Genomic DNA, 15704 nt, shown 5'->3' on the forward strand with positions numbered 1-15704 from the left:
GCCTCAGCCGGTCGGCGGGGCGGCGTCGCCCGGACGGGTGGGGCCGGCGGGGTTTTCCGGTGCAGCGGGGTTTTCCGGTGCAGCAGGGTCCGCGGGTGCGGGTGCGGGTGCGGGTGCGGGTGCGGGTGCGGCGGGCGGTACGGGGGGTGGCGGGGCCGCGGGGTCGGGGTGGGCCGGTGGTCCCTCGGGTGGGGTGGGGGCGCAGAGCCGGCAGGGGGTCAGCGCCCGCGTCCGGACGGCGGCGGCGTCCACCGGCCGGGCCGCGGGCTTGCCGGCCACCAGCGGGCAGCCCGGCCGGTGGTACAGGGTGCCCTCCGGCACGGCCAACCTCTCGGTGCCCGCCGGTCCGGTGCCCGCCTCCGCGGCCCCGGCGTCCGCGGTGCCCGCGTGCTCGGCCCCGGCGTCCGCGGGCTCGACCAGCAGTGCGTAGAGCTGCTCGATCCGCCGGCTCGTCAGGTCGCCGCCCTCGGGCGGGGCCGGTGGGCCGGGGAGCCCAGGAGGCCCGGGCGGGTGGCCGGGCGGGCGCAGGGCGATCAGGACGATGCCCGCGACGACCAGGGCCGCGCCCGGGACGGTGGCCGAGGCGAGGTAGGGGATCTGCTGCTCGACGAACGCCTCGCCGGACACCCCGTACCAGCCGAGTACGCACAGAACGGCCCCGGCGGCCGCGACGATCCAGCCGGCCCGGTCGCGCACCTCCCGGCCGTTCCGGGCCGTCCGCAGGGCCCGCGCCGTCCGGAGCCGCAGCCCGGCACCGCGCGGCCGGCCGGTCGGCCGCGCAGTGCCGGGCCCGCTTTCTCCCCCGGATTGCGATTCGTCCATGGATCCGCCTTGATGGTGTCACTTGCGACATTTCCAGGACCGGCCTGGAACAGCATCCGGAGATCGGCAGAGCGGGTCGCGCGGACGCCGCTCGCCGCAGTCGGGAGGAAGACCCATGCACGTGAGGCAGAGCGGCCCCCGCAGCCCACGCGAGACCCGCGAGACCCGCGAGACGCGCCGCACCCGCCGGGGCGGCGGCCGGGCCGTGAGGTCGGTGAGCGCACTGCTCGCGCTGCTGCTGGTGGGCACGGCCGCCGCCGCGTGCAGCAGCAGTTCGTCCGGCTCCTCGGCCACGGGCTCGGCCTCCGCCGCCGTGTCGTCGCTCGCGTCGGCGCTCGCCTCGGCCTCGGCCGCGGCCTCGTCGGCGCTGTCGTCGGCCTCGGGTTCGGCCTCGGCGGGCGCGAGCGCCAGTGGCACCGCGCCGGCCGATCCGGCGACGGCGAAGAACGAAGTCACCGCGAACTGGGAGAAGTTCTTCGACCCGACCACCCCGATCCCGGAGAAGGCCACCCTGCTCCAGGGCGGTGCCGTGCTGCTCCCGGCCCTCCAGGGCTTCTCCCAGGACCCGCGGGTCGGTCAGGTGAAGGCCAAGGTGACGGACGTGACGTTCACCTCGGCGACCGACGCGACCGTCACCTACGAGCTCTCCCTCCAGGGCACCGTGGTCGAGCCGAGCGCCTCCGGGCGGGCCGTGCTGGAGAACGGCACCTGGAAGGTCTCCCGCTCCACCCTCTGCGGCCTGCTCACCCAGGCCGGCGGCGCGAGCGGCACCCCGATCCCCGGATGCAGCTGACGGCCCCGCAGCCCCACCGCGCCGCCGGCGGATCCCCCCGTCGGCGGCGCACCCGGCCGGCGGCCGTCCTGCTGCTCGCCGTCCTGGCCGTCACCAGCGCCTGCGGCACCCGGCTGCCGGCGAGCGCGTTCGAGCAGCGCCCGACGCCGGGCGCCGGGTCCACGGGCTCGGCCGCCGGCGCGAGCGGGAGCCCGGGCGGCAACCCGGCGTCCGACACCGGCGTCACCGCGACCGGCATCCGGATCGGCATCGTCACCTCGCTGACCAGCCCGGTCGGCAGCGAGGTGTTCAGCGGCCCGCGGTTCGGCGCGCAGGCCTTCGTCCAGGCACTGAACGACCGCGGCGGCCTGCACGGGCGCACCGTCGAGCTGGTCACCTGCGACGACGGCGGCAGCGGCATCGGCAACCAGGACTGCGTGCATCGGCTGATCGACGAGGCGCACGTCTTCGCCTTCGTCTCCGGCAGCGTGCTGGACTACGCGGGCGCCCCGTACGTCAGCGGGAAGGGCGTGCCGGACATCGGCGGCCAGCCGATCGGCACGGCGTACGACCGCTGGCCGCACCTCTACGGCATCTACGGCAGCAGTGCCCCGCGCGACGGGAACGCCGTCGGCTGGAACGGCACGCTCTACCGGAGCACCGAGGTGTACCGGTTCTTCAAGGAGCGGCTCGGTGCGGGCAGCGCCGCCGTGGTGGCCTACAACCAGGCCGATTCGGCCCGGTACGCCGCCCAGCTGAAGGCGGGCCTGGAGGCGGAGGGCTACCGCGTGCTGGTGCAGACGGTCGATTTCGCGCTGCCGAACTTCCAGGCGGTGGCGGCGGCCGTCCGGGCCGACGGCTCCCAGCTGCTGTTCGACGCCATGGACACCCGGGGCAACGCGGCCCTGTGCCGGGCGCTGGACGAGGCCGGGGTGCAGGTCGCGGCGAAGGTGACCAACGTCCAGAACTGGTCCGAGACCGTCCGCACCGACTACCGGTCCTCACCCGTCTGCCGCAACGTGCTCTGGGTGACCTCGTCCAGCCTCGGCTACGGGGAGGTGCAGTACCCGGCGGTGCAGGAGTTCCGCGCCGCGATGGCCCGGTACTACCCCGACCGCGCGCCCCTGCGCTCCGCCTGGGAGCTGGAGGGCTGGGCGGGCGCGCAGTGGCTGGCCGACGCGGTCGGCTCCTGCGGCGCCGACCTCACCCGGGCCTGCGTCGAGCGGTTCATGAACCGCGCCGAGCCCTACGACGCGCACGGCCTGCTGCTGCCGGCCTCCTTCGTGCCGCAGCCGCAGCCGTCCGGGCCCATCAGGGCCTGCCTGAACGCCGCCCGCTGGCAGGACGCGGCCGAGGGTGGCAACGGCGGCTGGGTGGCCCAGGTGGCGTCGATGACCGACACCTGCTTCGAGGTGCCGCAGCTGCCGTACCGGCCCTGAGCGCGTGGGTCTGAGGGCCGCCCGGGCCTGGCCGCGTGGGCCTGAGGGTGCGGGCCGGGCCGCCGGGCGCCGGTGCCCCGGGCGTCAGGCGAGGCGCTCGACCACCACGACGGCCGCGTCGTCGTCGAGCCGGCCGCCGACGTGGGCGAGCAGGTCGCGACGGAGGTGGTCCAGCAGCGCCGCGGGGCGGTCGGACCGCCAGGCGGCGACCCGGTCGGTGAGCGGGTAGAAGGCCCGGTGGGCGTCCCGGGCCTCGATCACGCCGTCGGTGTAGATCAGCAGGCGGTCCCCGGGCAGGAACGGGAACTCCTCCACCTCGTACGGGCCCGGGGCCAGCTCGCCGAGCCCGAGCGGGGGAGCCGGGTGGCGGGCGCCGAGCGCGGTGGTGGAGCCCGCGTGCAGCAGCAGCGGCGGGGGGTGGCCGCAGTCGATGAGGCGCAGCGTCGAGCCGTCGTCCGGGATGTCCAGGATGACGGCGGTGATGAACGACTCGCCGCTGTCGTCGGTCCCGGCCTCGGTTCCGGTTCCCGTACCGGCCCCGGTCCCGGCCCCGGCGTCGTGCTCCGCGCCGGGCGGGGGCGGGGCCGGCGCGGGCCCGGGCAGGCCGCGCTGCTCCCCGGGCTGGGCCAGGCCCCAGGAGACGCTGCCGTCCAGGAAGCGGGCGAGGTCCCGCAGGTCGGCGTGCAGGTGGGCGGCGGCCCGGAACGCGCCCAGCAGCAGGGCCGCGTCGCCGAGCGAGGGGAGCCCCTTGCCGCGGACGTCACCGACCAGCAGCCGGGTGCCGGTGGCGGTGCGGGCCGCCGCGTAGAGGTCCCCGCCGACCTGCGCCTCGGCCTCGGCGGCCAGGTAGACGGAGGCGAGGTGGAGCGGCCCGATCCGGTCGGGCAGCGGGCGCAGCAGGACCCGCTGCGCCGCCTCGGAGACGGAGCGCACCTGGGCCAGCTCCCGTTCGTGCCGGTCGCGCAGCACCCGGAGGCCGATGATCAGCACCGAGACGGCCACCTGTGCGCCGAGCTGCGTCTCGTGGTTGGGGGTGGTGAGGCCGTCGCGCAGCAGGCCGATGACGGTCAGCCCGGCGAGCGCGAGCAGGGCGACGAGGGCGGTGGCCCGGGCTCCGGCGAAGGAGGCGGTGATGGCGGGGGCCACGATCAGCAGCGGGCCCAGGTGGATCTCGGGCGGGGAGAGGACGTCGACGACGGTGATCGCAAGGATCAGCGCGAGCGGCAGCGCCGTCAGCGCGTGGCGGCCGGGCCGCCACGACCGGCGGCGGTCACCGGGACGCTGCCGAAGTGGCACCTCTCCTCTGTACACCGTCCGGGAGGCCCGCCGCACTTCGGCGGCGTCGCCGCGGCCGTCCCGGGCAGTGGCGGGCAGGTCAGTCCTGGGCGCCGTAGCGGGTCAGGTAGCCGGCGAAGCGGGCCACGTCCTCGTCCGACCAGTCGGTGAAGCGGACGGAGAAGGAGGCCCGGCGCTGCTCGTTGGCTTCGCGCAGCAGGGTGAGGCCGGCCTCGGTGGCGCGCAGGATCTGGCCGCGCTGGTCGTCCGGGTCGGTCTCGCGCCGCAGCAGGTCGAGCTTCTCCAGCGCGGTGACCTGGCGGCTGACGGTCGACTTGTCCAGCATGAAGTGCATGGCCACGTCGGCGGCCCGGCAGCCGCCGCGTTCGTTGATCAGGTCGAGGATGCTGTAGGTGACCAGGGAGAGGTCAGGGTGCAGCTGGCTGGCCTTGTGGCGCGCACGCCGGGCGAAGGCGGTCAGCTCGCGCTGGATGGTGTCGATCGACGTCTCGCGGCCGGGCACGGCGGGCCTACCTCCTCGGGGATATTTGTTGCACTATACAACGATTTTTCCCTGACCTGACCTGACCTGACCTGACCTGACCTGACCTGACCTGACCTGACCTGACCGGCCCGGTCCGGCGGCAGGCCGACCGGGCGGCGGACCCGCCGTCCTGCGATGCCGCAGCGTTCAGCCGATCCGGTCCGCGCCGCGTTCCGCACTGCTTTCCGTGGCGTCGCTCGCTGCGCCGCCCGCGCGGCGTTCCGAGGCCGCCCAGGCGCGGGCGGCCGCGATCCGACGGGTCGCGCTCGGGTGAGTGGCGAACAGTAGCTCAAGCACCCGGGGCGGGTCGACATCGGACACGTTGGTCAGTGCCAGTCTGCGCTGCATCGCGATGAACTGCTCGGCATCCGAAGTGAGTTCGAGGGCGTGCCGGTCCGCCCGGGCCTCGATCCGGCGGCTCGTCGCGCACTGCACCGGGCCCGACAACGCGCCCAGCAGTGCCGCACAGGCGGCCATCAGCGGCAGTGCCCGCGGGTCGGCCGCGTCCGCCGCACCGGCCGCCGACAACAGTGGCCCCCAGCCGGTCAGCAGGCCGATCAGGGCCACCACCACGGCCGCCCCCACCGCACCCAGCACCGTCCCGGTCAGCACGTCCCGGTGCTTGACGTGGCCCAGCTCGTGCGCCACCACCAACTCCACCTCGCGCGGCTCGGCCGCCGACAGCAGCGTGTCGTACGCGACGATCCGGCGGGTCGCGCCCAGCCCCGAGACGTACGCGTTCAGCGCCGTCGTCCGCCGGGAGGCGTCCGCGACCAGGACGTCCCGCACCCGGATGCCGTCCCGCTCCGCGAGCCCGAGCAGCGCGGTCCGCAGCTCGCCCTGCGCCATCGGGGTGAAGCGGTTGAACACCGGCTCGACCACCAGGGGGAAGAGGAACGAGAGCGCCGCCGTGAGCAGCGCCGCCGCGCCCGCCGCCGGGATCCACCAGTACTCCGGCAAGCGGCCGGTGAGCGCGAACAGGCCGAGCACGACCGGCAGTACCAGGGCCAGCGCCAGCGCCAGCCCACGCAGCGTGTCCACCGCCCAGCCGCCCCAGCGCTGGGTGACCAGCCCGTACCGGACCCGCACCGCACGGACGCCCGCGCCGAACGGCAGCTGCGCCGCCTGCCCGAGCAGGACGAGTGCGGCCGCCCCGCCCAGCACCTCGGCCGCCCAGGAGCCGCCGAACCAGCCACCCACCGCCGAGACCAGGCCGGCCCCGGCCGGCGTCAGCCCCAGGACGAGCGTCAGCGTCAGGCCGGTCACCCGCCCGCCGAGTGCCCAGGGCAGCTGCGCGCGGCGCAGGGCGCGGCCGCGGGCGCGCTCGGCGGGCGTGAAGTCGTGCTCGGCGTCGCCCGGGGCGGTGTTGGCTGCCGGGGCGCCCGGAGTTGGGCTGACAGAATCTGTCATTTGTTGTCCGTCATCCGTTGTCTGTCCGCTGTCCGCTGTCCGCTGTTCTCTGCTTCCACGGCCGCCGTCGGTGCTTCGCAGCCGGCGCTCCGGCGTGCGCCCAGCATGTCACTGCTCCGTGCGGCCCGTCTCACTGCTCGGTAAGGCCCGTCGCGGAGCGGGTGCCGGCGCGGAGCAGCTGACGGCCCAGGCCGACCAGGGCCCGGCCGACCGCGAACTCGTCACCGACCGCCGGTGCCGGATCGTCGCGCGGGTTGCGGCGGGCCAGCGCATCACTGCGCAGTACGGTGCCGTCGGCGTCGAGGACGGCGTGCACGCGGGTGGTGTCCCGGTCCTCGGCCACGTGCAGGGTCAACTGCCACTCCTTGGTGCGGACGGCCGCTGCTGCGGTGTCGTCCCTGGTGCTGCCGCCGGTGTCGTTCATGACCCACCACCTCGTCGTTCGGCCGTCGGGCGCCTGCTGCACCATCCACGCTGCGCGTCCGGGCCGCGGGTGCGCCAGGGACGGGACGGCCGGATCCCGCCGGGCGGTTGGGCCGGCCGGTCCAGCTCGGGCGGTCGGACGGGTGCGGCTCGGGCGGGCGGTCGGGGCTCGGGCGGCGTCCTGTCCGGAGGCCTCGGGGGCGGTCCGGGCAGGTGGGCCGGGTGGTCCGGGCCGGCCGGTGGGTCGGCCGGTGGGTCGAACGGGGTGTGGAGGCGGGGCGGAGGACGCGCGGGGGAGTGGCGTAGGCTGACCGCTTCTGGACCGACCCCGGGGGGATCACACATGCGCCGTGTCGCGGCCGCCGTCGCACTGCTGCTCGGGCTGATACCCGTGGCCGCCTGCGGACCGGACGACCCGAAGCCGGCGCCCAAGAAGGCCGCGGAAGCGCCCGCGGCCGACGCCGCCGGTCCGGCGAGCGGCACGCCGACGGCCCCGGCCTCCGGCAGCCCCGCCGCCCCCCGCCCCGACGGCAGCATCACGGTCGCCTTCGCCGGCGACGTGCACTTCGAGGGCCGGACGGAGGCCCGCCTCGCGGTCAAGGCCCCCGAGCAGGCCCTCGGCCCGATGTCCAAGCCCCTCTCCGACGCGGACCTCGCCGTGCTCAACCTGGAGACCGCGATCACCGACCGCGGCGCCCCCGAGCCGAAGACGTACACCTTCCGCACCTCGCCGAAGGCGCTCACCGCGCTGAAGGACTCCGGCATCGACGTCGTCTCGATGGCCAACAACCACGCCGTCGACTTCGGCGCCGACGGCCTCACCGACACCCTCGCGGCCAAGGACTCCTCGCCGATCCCGGTCGTCGGCGTCGGCCGCAACGCCAAGGAGGCGTACGCCCCGTACGTCACCACGGTGCGCGGTGTGAAGGTCGCGGTGGTCGCGGCCAGCCAGGTGGAGGACCTCACCAACCAGAAGTGGCGAGCCGGTGCCACCAAGCCGGGCATCGCCTCGGCGCTCGACGCCACCGCCCTGGTCAAGGCGGTGGAGGCGGCCAAGCGGGAGGCGCCCGTCGTGCTCGTCTACCTGCACTGGGGGGACGAGGGCAAGGCCTGCCCGACCGGCCCGCAGACCGCCATCGCCAAGAAGCTCGCGACCGCAGGCGCCACCGCGGTGGTCGGCACGCACGCCCACACCATGCTCGGCTCGGGCATGCTCGGCAACACCTACATCGGCTACGGCTTCGGCAACTTCCTCTGGTACGGCACCTCCAACTACGCGTTCTCCAACGAGACCGGCGTCACCACGCTGACCCTCTCCAAGGACGGGAAGGTCACCGACGAGGAGTTCGCCCCCGCCACGGTCGACGACCGGGGCGTCCCCGTCCCGCAGAGCGGCGCCGCCGCCGAGGCCGCCCTCAAGCGCCGCGACGGCCTGCGCGGTTGCACCGGCCTCGCCGCCGCCCCCGGTCCCGCCCGCTGAGCCTCTCCGGGCCGCGCCCGCGCCCACCCTCTGTCGGGGCGGCCGGCGGCGGTCAGGGGCGCAGGTGGGCGAGGAGCGCGTCCCCCGCCGGATAAGGGGCCTCCGCGGGGAGCAGCCGGCCGGCCCCCGCCGGATTTCCGTCGAGGAGCAGCGCCCGGACCTCCCGGACCAACGGCGTCACGTCCGTGACGGTGACCGTCCACTCGTCGGCGTACCGGCGGGCGGCCTCGCCCGTGAGGCCCAGCTGCAGCGAGCGGTGCGGCAGCGGTTGCAGCTGCAGATCCCGCTCGGGATCCCACTGCGCCCGGGCCGGCGCCTGCTTCACCTGCCGCTTCCACGCGGCCCGGTCGGCGTGCAGGCCGGGCTCGTAGCCGGACAGGCGGGCGTGCCGCAGCGCCCAGTCGAAGCCCTCGCGTGAGATCTCGACGGCGAGGACGGTCTCCTGACCCTCCTTCGAGGCCCAGCCGCAGCGGTACATCATCCAGAGGAACGACGGCTTGATCCACGTCATCCGGTCGCGCTTCCACGCCGCCGGGAACCGCCCCTCCCGCGCCGCGGGCAGGCCGATGTGCGGCGGGTACGCCTGGTAGACGGTGATCGTGCCCGCCGTGTGGCGCGCCCGGATGCGGTGCTTCGGTTCGACTGTCACGCACCGAGGATGCGGCCGGCGGCCGCCGTGTGACCACCGGTTTTACCGGAGTGCAGGGCCGCCGCCGGGGGCGCCGGGCCGTCCGGAGTTTCTGGGTCGTCCGGAGTGTCCGGGGCGCCGGGCCCGCTCGGCGGCGTGCGGCCCCGGCTGCGCCCGGAGTTCAGCCCTTGTGGTCGGCCTCGCCGTGCTTCCAGTAGCCCTTGGCGTGGACGTGCTCGCGGGGGAGGGCCGGGTCGGTGAGGAGGTGTCGGCGGACGGTGGCGACGGCGGTGGACTCGCCGGCGAGCCAGACGACCGTCGCGGGCGGGACGTCGGCGGCGAGCAGGACGTGGGCGGCGCCGTCGACGTCGGGGCGGCGTCCGCGCGGCCCGCCGAGGCGGGCCCGGTCACCGGGGCGGGCGACGGACGCCCAGCGGGCGAGCGGGCCGCTGCCGTGGAGCACCATGTCGATGTCGACCTCGCGTTCGGCGGGGCGGTGGTGGCGGATGGTGTAGGCCCGGGAGGGGCCCTCGGGGATGGCCAACTTGACCCACTGGGTGGGGTGTTCGCAGCCGAGGTCGGCCAAGGTGGGGCCGCTGAGGGTGATCCGGGCGAGTGCGGAGGTCAGCGGGGCGACCGCGGTGACCTCGACGTCGTGGGTCGGTCGGGGGCGTCGGAACATGGTGAGCTCCTGAACAGGCCCGGGGTGAACACGGGCCGGGGGAAGGGGAGTCGGTGCGGGGGATCCACGCGCGAGGGGATCGGCGCGCGAGCGGGGCCGAGCGGGATCGAGCGGGTTCGAGTGGGATCAGTGCGCGAGGTGCTGGTCGAGCAGTGCGTCGACGAACGCGGGGTCGAGCGGGCGGCGCAGGACGAGCGCGCGGTGGTAGAGCGGGGCGAGCAGGGCGTCCAGGAGCACCGCGGCTTCGTCCTCGCTGCCGCCGAGGGCGGCCCTGGTCTGCGCCACGTCCCGGTCGCGCAGCCCGTCCAGGAAGCCGGTGTGCAGCAACTCCGCTGTGCGGGCGTCGAGTTGGGCGTGGCCGAGGAGGGCCTGCAGGACGCGGCCGGCCGGCTCGGTGCCGAGGAAGGCGGCGAAGCGGTGGACGTAGGCGCGCAGGTCGGCCGGGCCGGAGGGATCGGCGGGCCAGGCGAGGGCGGTGCCGGCGTCGAGGACCAGGTTGTCGAAGAGGATGTCGACCTTGGACTTCCACCAGCGGTAGATCGTCTGCTTGGCGACGCCCGCCGCCGCGGCGATCCCCTCGATGGTGAGGCCCTCGAAGCCGTGCTCCACCAGGAGGTCGTCGGCCGCGTTGAGGACGGCCAGGCGCGCGGCCTCGCTCCGGCGGCTGCTGCTGCTCACGCTGCTGCTGCCGGTGGCGGTGCGGGGCTGGGCGGCGATGGTGCTGACGTCCTCACGGGCGGGCCGGTGCGGGGAGCGGCCGGGGGCGCTGGTCGGGGCCATCCTCTCACGCCTCCTCTGCGCGGGATCCGGCCGCTTGCACACCCGCCGGCTGCCCCGCCGGTGCCGGTGCGGCCGGTGCTGGTGCGACCGGGGTGACCGCGGGCCGGGTCCGCCGGGTGACGCCGACGGCCACCACGACGGCCAGGGCGGCGACCAGCGCGCTGAACGTGACGCCCGCCGTGCGCAGATCGGTGGCCCGGATGAGCACCCCGACACCGACCACCGGCACCGAGAGCATCGTGTACAGGACGGCGAAGAAGGTGGAGACGGCTTCGCCGCGCCGCTCCGGAGCGGCGCCGGCGTTGACGGTGCCGAGGCCGGTACCGACGGCGGCGCCGGTGGCGAGGCCGTTGACGCAGGCGCCGAGCAGCAGCGGCGGCAGCGTCGCGGTGAGCAGGGCGGTGGCGATCAGGGCGGCCGCCAGCACCAGGCCGGTGCAGGCGATCGGCAGGGCGCGCGGTGTCGGCCGGAGGCGGGCGAGCAGCTGGCCGAGGGCGGTGGTGGTGAAGGCGAGGCAGACCACCAGGCCGGTCAGCGCGTGGTGGTGGAGGCCGAGCACGCTGCCCAGGAAGAGTCCGCTGACCGAGGTCAGCACGCCGAGCACGGCGAAGCCGGATCCGCCCGCGAGCGCGGCGTGCAGGAAGGCGGGCCGGATGCCGGCCGGGACGCGCAGCGGCTGGAACCGCAGGCGGAAGGCGCCGGGCTCGCGCACGCGCCGGGTGACCGTCTTCGGGGCGGCGGGCAGGGCCAGCAGGGCGGCGGCGGTGAGACCGAGCATCACCGCCCAGGGCAGGCGCAGCGGTGAGCCGGCCCATTCGGCGAGGACGCCGGAGAGCAGGGTGCCGCCGGCCAGGCCGCCCATGTTGGCGGCGAGCGCGAGGGTCTGGGCGCGCGGCCGCCGCTCGGGCGGGGCGTGGTCGAGCAGGGCGGCGGTGGCGGCGCCGGTGATCAGGGCGGCGGCGAGGCCGGAGAGCACCCGGGCGGCGAGAAGCCACGCCAGGGAGTCGGCGGCTTCGAAGAGACCGGCGGCGGCCGCGGCGAGCACCAGCGCGGCGGCGATCACCGGCCGGCGCCCGAAGGCGTCGGAGAGCCGGCCGAGCGTGAGCAGGCCGGCGACGACGCCGAGGGCGTAGACGGCGAAGATCACCGTGACCGTGAACGGCGAGAAGCCGAAGGCCTGTTGGTAGAGGGGGTAGAGCGGGGTCGGGGCGGTGGTGCCGGCCATGGTGACCCAGAAGGCGACGGCGACGGCGGCCCGCCTGCCGCTCCGCGCCTGGTGGAACGTGAGTTGACGGTGCGGCGGGGGCCGGTCGGCGGTTGCGACGACCTGCCCGCGACCCCTCGGCGCGCCCGAACAGTTATGTTAGGTTAGCCTTGCCTAATGTTGCTGGTCGGAGGGGAAATCCTGTGCTGCAGTCCGAACTGTCCGGCGCCACCTCGCCGGCCTGACCGCGCCCGCCCGCCCCGCCCGCCTGCCTTCGTCCGACCGCCCCGCCGGTCCGCCGGTCCGCACACCGCCCGGCGACCCCGGCCGACGGCCCGCCCGGGCGCACGGCCCCCGAACCACCCCACCCGCCGGCCGGCGGCACGAGCAGCGCCCGGCGGCCACTCGCAGACTGGAGAATCCAGGTGACCACGGTGCATCACGCCCCCACCGGGACGGACCACACCGTCATCGGCGCGGCCAGCGGGCTGCTGGGCCAGTACCGGGCCGCGCCCGACGAGGCGTTCTTCGCCTCGCCGACCCGCACCCTGCTCGTTGACGGCGTGCACGCCCGGGTGCCGCAGGACGCCCGGCCGCTGCCGCTGCGGGTCGCCGAGACGCTGGACCGGGCCCGCCGGGACGGCGTCGAACGCCCGCTGGTGGTCGGTGCCGTGGCGTTCGACCACGACAGCCGCGCCGAACTGGCCGTCCCGGCCCGGGTCCGCCGCTGCGGCGCCCTGCGGGACGACCCGCTGGTCGCGCTGCCCGCCCCGGTCGCGGACCTGGTCGAGTGGCAGGTCCGCCCGGTGCCCGAGCCCGAGGCGTACGGGGCCGGCGTCGCGGAGGCCGTCCGGCGGCTCCGGGCCGGCGAGTTGAGCAAGGTGGTGCTCGCCCGCACGCTGGAGCTGACCGCCGGCCGCCCGCTCGACCTGCCCGCCATCCTCCAGCGGCTGGCCCGCCGGGACCCGGGCGGCTACACCTTCGCCGTCCCGGCCGGCGGCGGCCGGACGCTGATCGGCGCCAGCCCCGAACTGCTGCTCTCCCGCCGCGGCACGGCCGTGCTGGCCAACCCGCTGGCCGGGTCGGTGCCGCGCAGCGCCGACCTCGCCGAGGACGTCCGCCGGGCGGCCGGGCTGCTGGAGTCGCCCAAGGACCTCCACGAGCACGCCGTCGTGGTGGACGCGATCCGGGCCGCCCTGGCGCCCTACTGCCGGACGCTGGACGTGCCGGAGCGGCCGACCCTGGTCCGCACTGCCGCGATGTGGCACCTGGCGACCACCATCACCGCCGACCTGGCGGACCCGGCCGTCTCCGCGCTGGAGCTGGCCACCGCCCTGCACCCGACCCCGGCCGTCTGCGGTACCCCGACCCCGCTGGCCCGGCAGGCGATCGGCGAGATCGAGCCCTTCGACCGCGGCCTCTACGCGGGCATGGTCGGCTGGGGCGACGCCGCCGGCGACGGCGAATGGGTGGTCACCCTGCGCTGCGCCGAGGCGGACGAGCGGACCCTGCGCGTCTACGCGGGCGCCGGCGTGGTGGCCGCCTCCCGCCCCGAGGCCGAACTGGCCGAGACCAGCGCCAAGTTCCGCACCTTCCTGGACGCCGCCGGCGTCCCCCGCTGAGCCGCGGCGGCCCAGGCCTTGTGGCGGTGGCTCGGCCGGGGCTGCCCGGTCAGCCCCGGCCGGCTTTGGCGGGGGTCGGGCGGAGCAGCTTGACGGTGCGGAAGTGGCCGGGGCCCCAGGTGTAGCCGAGGGTGGAATTGACGGCGATCATCGGGAAGTTGGTGGCCTCGACCTCGGTGTGTGCGGTCCGTACGCCGTACGCGGCGAGGCGGTGGGCGGCGTGCAGCTTGAGGGAGCGGGCGAGACCGCGGGTGCGCCACTGGCGCAGGACGCCGGTGTAGTCGACGTGGCAGGTGCGCGGGTCGTCGGTGGTGCGGGCGGCGGTGACGCCGACGATCCGGCCGGCGAACTCGGCCGTGAACACCCAGTCGGGGCGGCATCCCGCACCGGCCACCACCTCGGCGTACCAGCGGTCGAAGTCGGGGGGTGCGTCGGCGAATCCGGGGTTGTCGCCGAGGGTCTCGCGGTAGAGCTGGTAGAGCTGGAGGGCCGGCCTCGGGGCCGAGGTGGCCGCGAGCGTGCCGAAGCGGATGCCGGGCGGCGGGGCGGCCGGGGGGAGTGCGCCCAGCCGGGCGGTCGCGGCGCGGACGTGGGCGTCGACCCGGTGGCCGCGGTCGGCCAGGAGCCGGAGGAATTCGGGCCGGTCGTCGGGCAGTTCGCCGAGGAGGCGGTCCGCGCCCGCGCCGCGGGCCCACTGCTCCAGTGCGTCGGTGAGGGGCAGGAGCTGTTCGGGCGTGACGCCCGCCGAGCCGACGACGAGCGAGGCGACGTCGCCGGGCGGCGTCCAGGGTGCGCGCCAGGCGGTGGCGAAGGCCTGGAGCTCCCCGGCCGGCCCGGGCGACACGAGCCGGATCCGCCCGTAGCCGGTGAGCGGTCCGTCCGGGGTGCTGAAGAGGCTTCCGGAGGAGGGGAGTTGGGCGTCCTGCGCGCGGAGCTCGGCGGCGCTGACCGGCCTCGGCCCGGTGGCGGAGAGCAGCCGGGCGAGGGGCGGGTAGTCGTCGGAGGGCTGAAAAGGACGATGCGTCACAATGTGACATGGTACTGATCGGGGGGCGGCTCGGCGCGGCAACCCCGCACCTTTCGGAACTGCCGCGGTCCGGACGCGCCGCGGCTCGGGACCGGCCGGGCCGTCCGGACGGCCCGGCCGGTCCCGGTCGAGGGGTCAGAAGCGGACGATCCGCAGGTAGGAGGCGTCGCCGCGGGTGCCGGTGACGAACAGCGTGTGCCCGCCCGGGCCGACCGCCGCCGCGGAGATCCCGTCGAGGGCGAAGCCGGTCAGCGTCTCCGCCGGGACGGCGGCCGCCAGGCTATGGCAGCGCCGTGGCGCAGACGGGTCGGATCCGCCGCCCCCGGGCCCGTTGGGGTGCGATCCGGTCCGCGCGGCGACCAGGCAGGTTGCGTCGCGGCCGGAGCGGCGTGGACGAACGGCCCGCTGCCGGCCGGGGCCGGGCGGCCACCGTGGCCGGAGGTGCCGGGGTCCGGGGTCGTGTGAAGGGTCGGTGAATTGGCCTAAACCAATTCCATGATCCGTCCGGATGGCGGGACGCCCGCCGGGGAGCCTGCCGGGGCCTCCCCCCGTGCCACCCGCCGGGACTCCTGACGGTGCGGGGCTCGGGTGCTCCCGCGGCCGTCCGGTGATCTAGAGTGCTCGCCGCAGCCGTGCCGGCCGGTCGCGAGGGCGCCCGGCGGCCGGTGGTCGGAAGGGGGAGGCGTGGTCGAGGTCGTCGTCACGGACGAGGCCGGGCGGGGCGGGGGCGAAGTCGCCGACGAGGTGCGGGCGGCGGTGGCGGAGCTGGCCGGGCGGGTGGAGCGGCGTACCGGCCTCGGGCTCGGCCCGGAGTGCCACGTCCGGCTGCTCAATCCGGACGCCTACGCGCTGGCGCACGAGGCGCACGAGCGGCGGGTCGCCGCGGCACTGCTCGCAGGTGACCTGCTCCACGCGATCCCGGACCCGGTGCACCGGCGGCGGGTGAAGGCGGCTCTGCGTCTGGCGGACAGTGCGCATTCCGGTGCGTATTCCGCTGCGAACCGGACGTTCGGCTGCCTGCCGTCCAGCCGGGCCCAACCGGGGGCCGACGGCGGCTGCACGATCCTGCTCGCCCCGGCGCTGCTGCGCCGCAGCGCCGGGGCCGCGAGCCGGGACGCCGTCAGATCGGTCCTCGCCCACCAGCTCGTCCACCAGGCGCAGTTCCGGCTCTGGGGGCCGTCCCTGGTCCTCGACCTGCGGGTCGCGCACCTGACGCACCTGGCGTCCCGTGCCGCCGCGGGGGAGCGCCCGGATCTGAGTGCCGTCCTGGAGGGCCACGCGCGGTTCACCGCCAGGGAGCTGCTCGCGGCGGACTTCGTCGAGGAGCGGAAGGCCGGGCGGCTCGTGCGCCGGCTGTGGGGCCCGAGCCGGGGGCCGGCGCTCTACGACCGCGGCGAGGACTGCGTGCGGAAGGCGGTCGAGAGTGGCGTGACCGACCTGCCGGCCCGGCTGCGGGCCGATCCGGAGCTGGCCCCCGCCGCCCGCGAACTGGCCGACCCCGACTGCTGGGTGGCCCGCCTCACGGGTGCGGACGAACCGGTCCGCCCGGAGCCGGCCGGCTCCTGACGGTCCGCACGAGCGGCCTCGTCGGTCGGG

The 15704-nt window shown here is 76.2% G+C and carries 14 protein-coding genes and 1 pseudogene; 5 read left to right on the top strand and 10 right to left on the bottom strand.

Annotation, left to right across the window (positions count from 1 at the left end; translation table 11 throughout):
- Positions 1 to 3: 3 nt before the first annotated feature.
- Positions 4 to 822 carry a hypothetical protein gene (locus tag OH807_RS32450; protein ID WP_406206207.1) on the bottom strand — a complete coding sequence of 273 codons (819 nt, stop codon included), beginning with the start codon at positions 820 to 822 and terminating at the stop codon, positions 4 to 6.
- Between the two features lie 115 nt (positions 823 to 937).
- Here OH807_RS32450 and OH807_RS32455 point away from each other — a divergent pair, with 115 nt between their 5' ends.
- Together OH807_RS32455 and OH807_RS32460 are read left to right on the top strand one after the other, a co-directional pair.
- Positions 938 to 1615, top strand: a complete 678-nt coding sequence (locus OH807_RS32455; protein ID WP_406206209.1) for a hypothetical protein — start codon at positions 938 to 940, stop codon at positions 1613 to 1615.
- Entirely contained in the window at positions 1606 to 3033 is a 1428-nt protein-coding gene (locus OH807_RS32460) for an ABC transporter substrate-binding protein (RefSeq protein ID WP_406206212.1), read from the top strand. The genes OH807_RS32455 and OH807_RS32460 overlap by 10 nt, the downstream gene beginning before the upstream one ends.
- A gap of 84 nt (positions 3034 to 3117) precedes the next feature.
- On the opposite strand, the gene OH807_RS32465 is transcribed toward OH807_RS32460, so the two are convergent.
- The 4 genes from OH807_RS32465 to OH807_RS32480 all read right to left on the bottom strand — a co-directional run bounded on the left by OH807_RS32465 (position 3118) and on the right by OH807_RS32480 (position 6686).
- Positions 3118 to 4329 (bottom strand): PP2C family protein-serine/threonine phosphatase, encoded by a 1212-nt coding sequence (locus OH807_RS32465; protein ID WP_406206214.1) that lies wholly within the window; start codon positions 4327 to 4329, stop codon positions 3118 to 3120.
- A gap of 79 nt (positions 4330 to 4408) precedes the next feature.
- Entirely contained in the window at positions 4409 to 4831 is a 423-nt protein-coding gene (locus OH807_RS32470; RefSeq protein WP_406206217.1) for a MarR family winged helix-turn-helix transcriptional regulator, read from the bottom strand.
- A 168-nt stretch (positions 4832 to 4999) separates the two neighbouring features.
- A complete protein-coding gene (locus OH807_RS32475; RefSeq protein ID WP_406206220.1) occupies positions 5000 to 6262 on the bottom strand; it encodes a M48 family metalloprotease in 1263 nt (420 codons plus the stop codon).
- Positions 6263 to 6392: 130 nt separating this feature from the next.
- Positions 6393 to 6686 carry a dsRBD fold-containing protein gene (locus OH807_RS32480; protein ID WP_406206223.1) on the bottom strand — a complete coding sequence of 98 codons (294 nt, stop codon included), beginning with the start codon at positions 6684 to 6686 and terminating at the stop codon, positions 6393 to 6395.
- A 342-nt stretch (positions 6687 to 7028) separates the two neighbouring features.
- Between OH807_RS32480 and OH807_RS32485 the strand changes: the two genes are divergently transcribed.
- Positions 7029 to 8165 carry a CapA family protein gene (locus tag OH807_RS32485; RefSeq protein ID WP_406206226.1) on the top strand — a complete coding sequence of 379 codons (1137 nt, stop codon included), beginning with the start codon at positions 7029 to 7031 and terminating at the stop codon, positions 8163 to 8165.
- Between the two features lie 52 nt (positions 8166 to 8217).
- Here the strand turns inward: OH807_RS32485 and OH807_RS32490 are convergent, their stop codons facing one another.
- The 4 genes and pseudogenes from OH807_RS32490 to OH807_RS32505 form a co-directional block, all read right to left on the bottom strand.
- A complete protein-coding gene (locus OH807_RS32490; protein ID WP_406206228.1) occupies positions 8218 to 8814 on the bottom strand; it encodes a DUF4291 domain-containing protein in 597 nt (198 codons plus the stop codon).
- Between the two features lie 160 nt (positions 8815 to 8974).
- Positions 8975 to 9475 (bottom strand): siderophore-interacting protein, encoded by a 501-nt coding sequence (locus tag OH807_RS32495; protein ID WP_406206231.1) that lies wholly within the window; start codon positions 9473 to 9475, stop codon positions 8975 to 8977.
- A 126-nt stretch (positions 9476 to 9601) separates the two neighbouring features.
- Entirely contained in the window at positions 9602 to 10255 is a 654-nt protein-coding gene (locus tag OH807_RS32500; RefSeq protein WP_406206234.1) for a TetR/AcrR family transcriptional regulator, read from the bottom strand.
- A gap of 4 nt (positions 10256 to 10259) precedes the next feature.
- Positions 10260 to 11489 (bottom strand): annotated as a pseudogene (locus OH807_RS32505) (MFS transporter); the annotation flags it as partial.
- A gap of 389 nt (positions 11490 to 11878) precedes the next feature.
- Between OH807_RS32505 and dhbC the strand changes: the two are divergent.
- Positions 11879 to 13081 carry an isochorismate synthase DhbC gene (dhbC, locus tag OH807_RS32510; protein WP_406211309.1) on the top strand — a complete coding sequence of 401 codons (1203 nt, stop codon included), beginning with the start codon at positions 11879 to 11881 and terminating at the stop codon, positions 13079 to 13081.
- Positions 13082 to 13130: 49 nt separating this feature from the next.
- Here dhbC and OH807_RS32515 read toward each other — a convergent pair whose 3' ends face one another.
- A complete protein-coding gene (locus OH807_RS32515) occupies positions 13131 to 14108 on the bottom strand; it encodes a GNAT family N-acetyltransferase (protein WP_406206236.1) in 978 nt (325 codons plus the stop codon).
- Between the two features lie 684 nt (positions 14109 to 14792).
- On the opposite strand from OH807_RS32515, the gene OH807_RS32520 reads away from it, so the two are divergent.
- Positions 14793 to 15674 carry a hypothetical protein gene (locus OH807_RS32520; protein ID WP_406206239.1) on the top strand — a complete coding sequence of 294 codons (882 nt, stop codon included), beginning with the start codon at positions 14793 to 14795 and terminating at the stop codon, positions 15672 to 15674.
- Positions 15675 to 15704: the final 30 nt, after the last annotated feature.

It is taken from the genome of Kitasatospora sp. NBC_01560 (assembly GCF_045208415.1).
Classification (GTDB): Bacteria; Actinomycetota; Actinomycetes; order Streptomycetales; family Streptomycetaceae; genus Kitasatospora.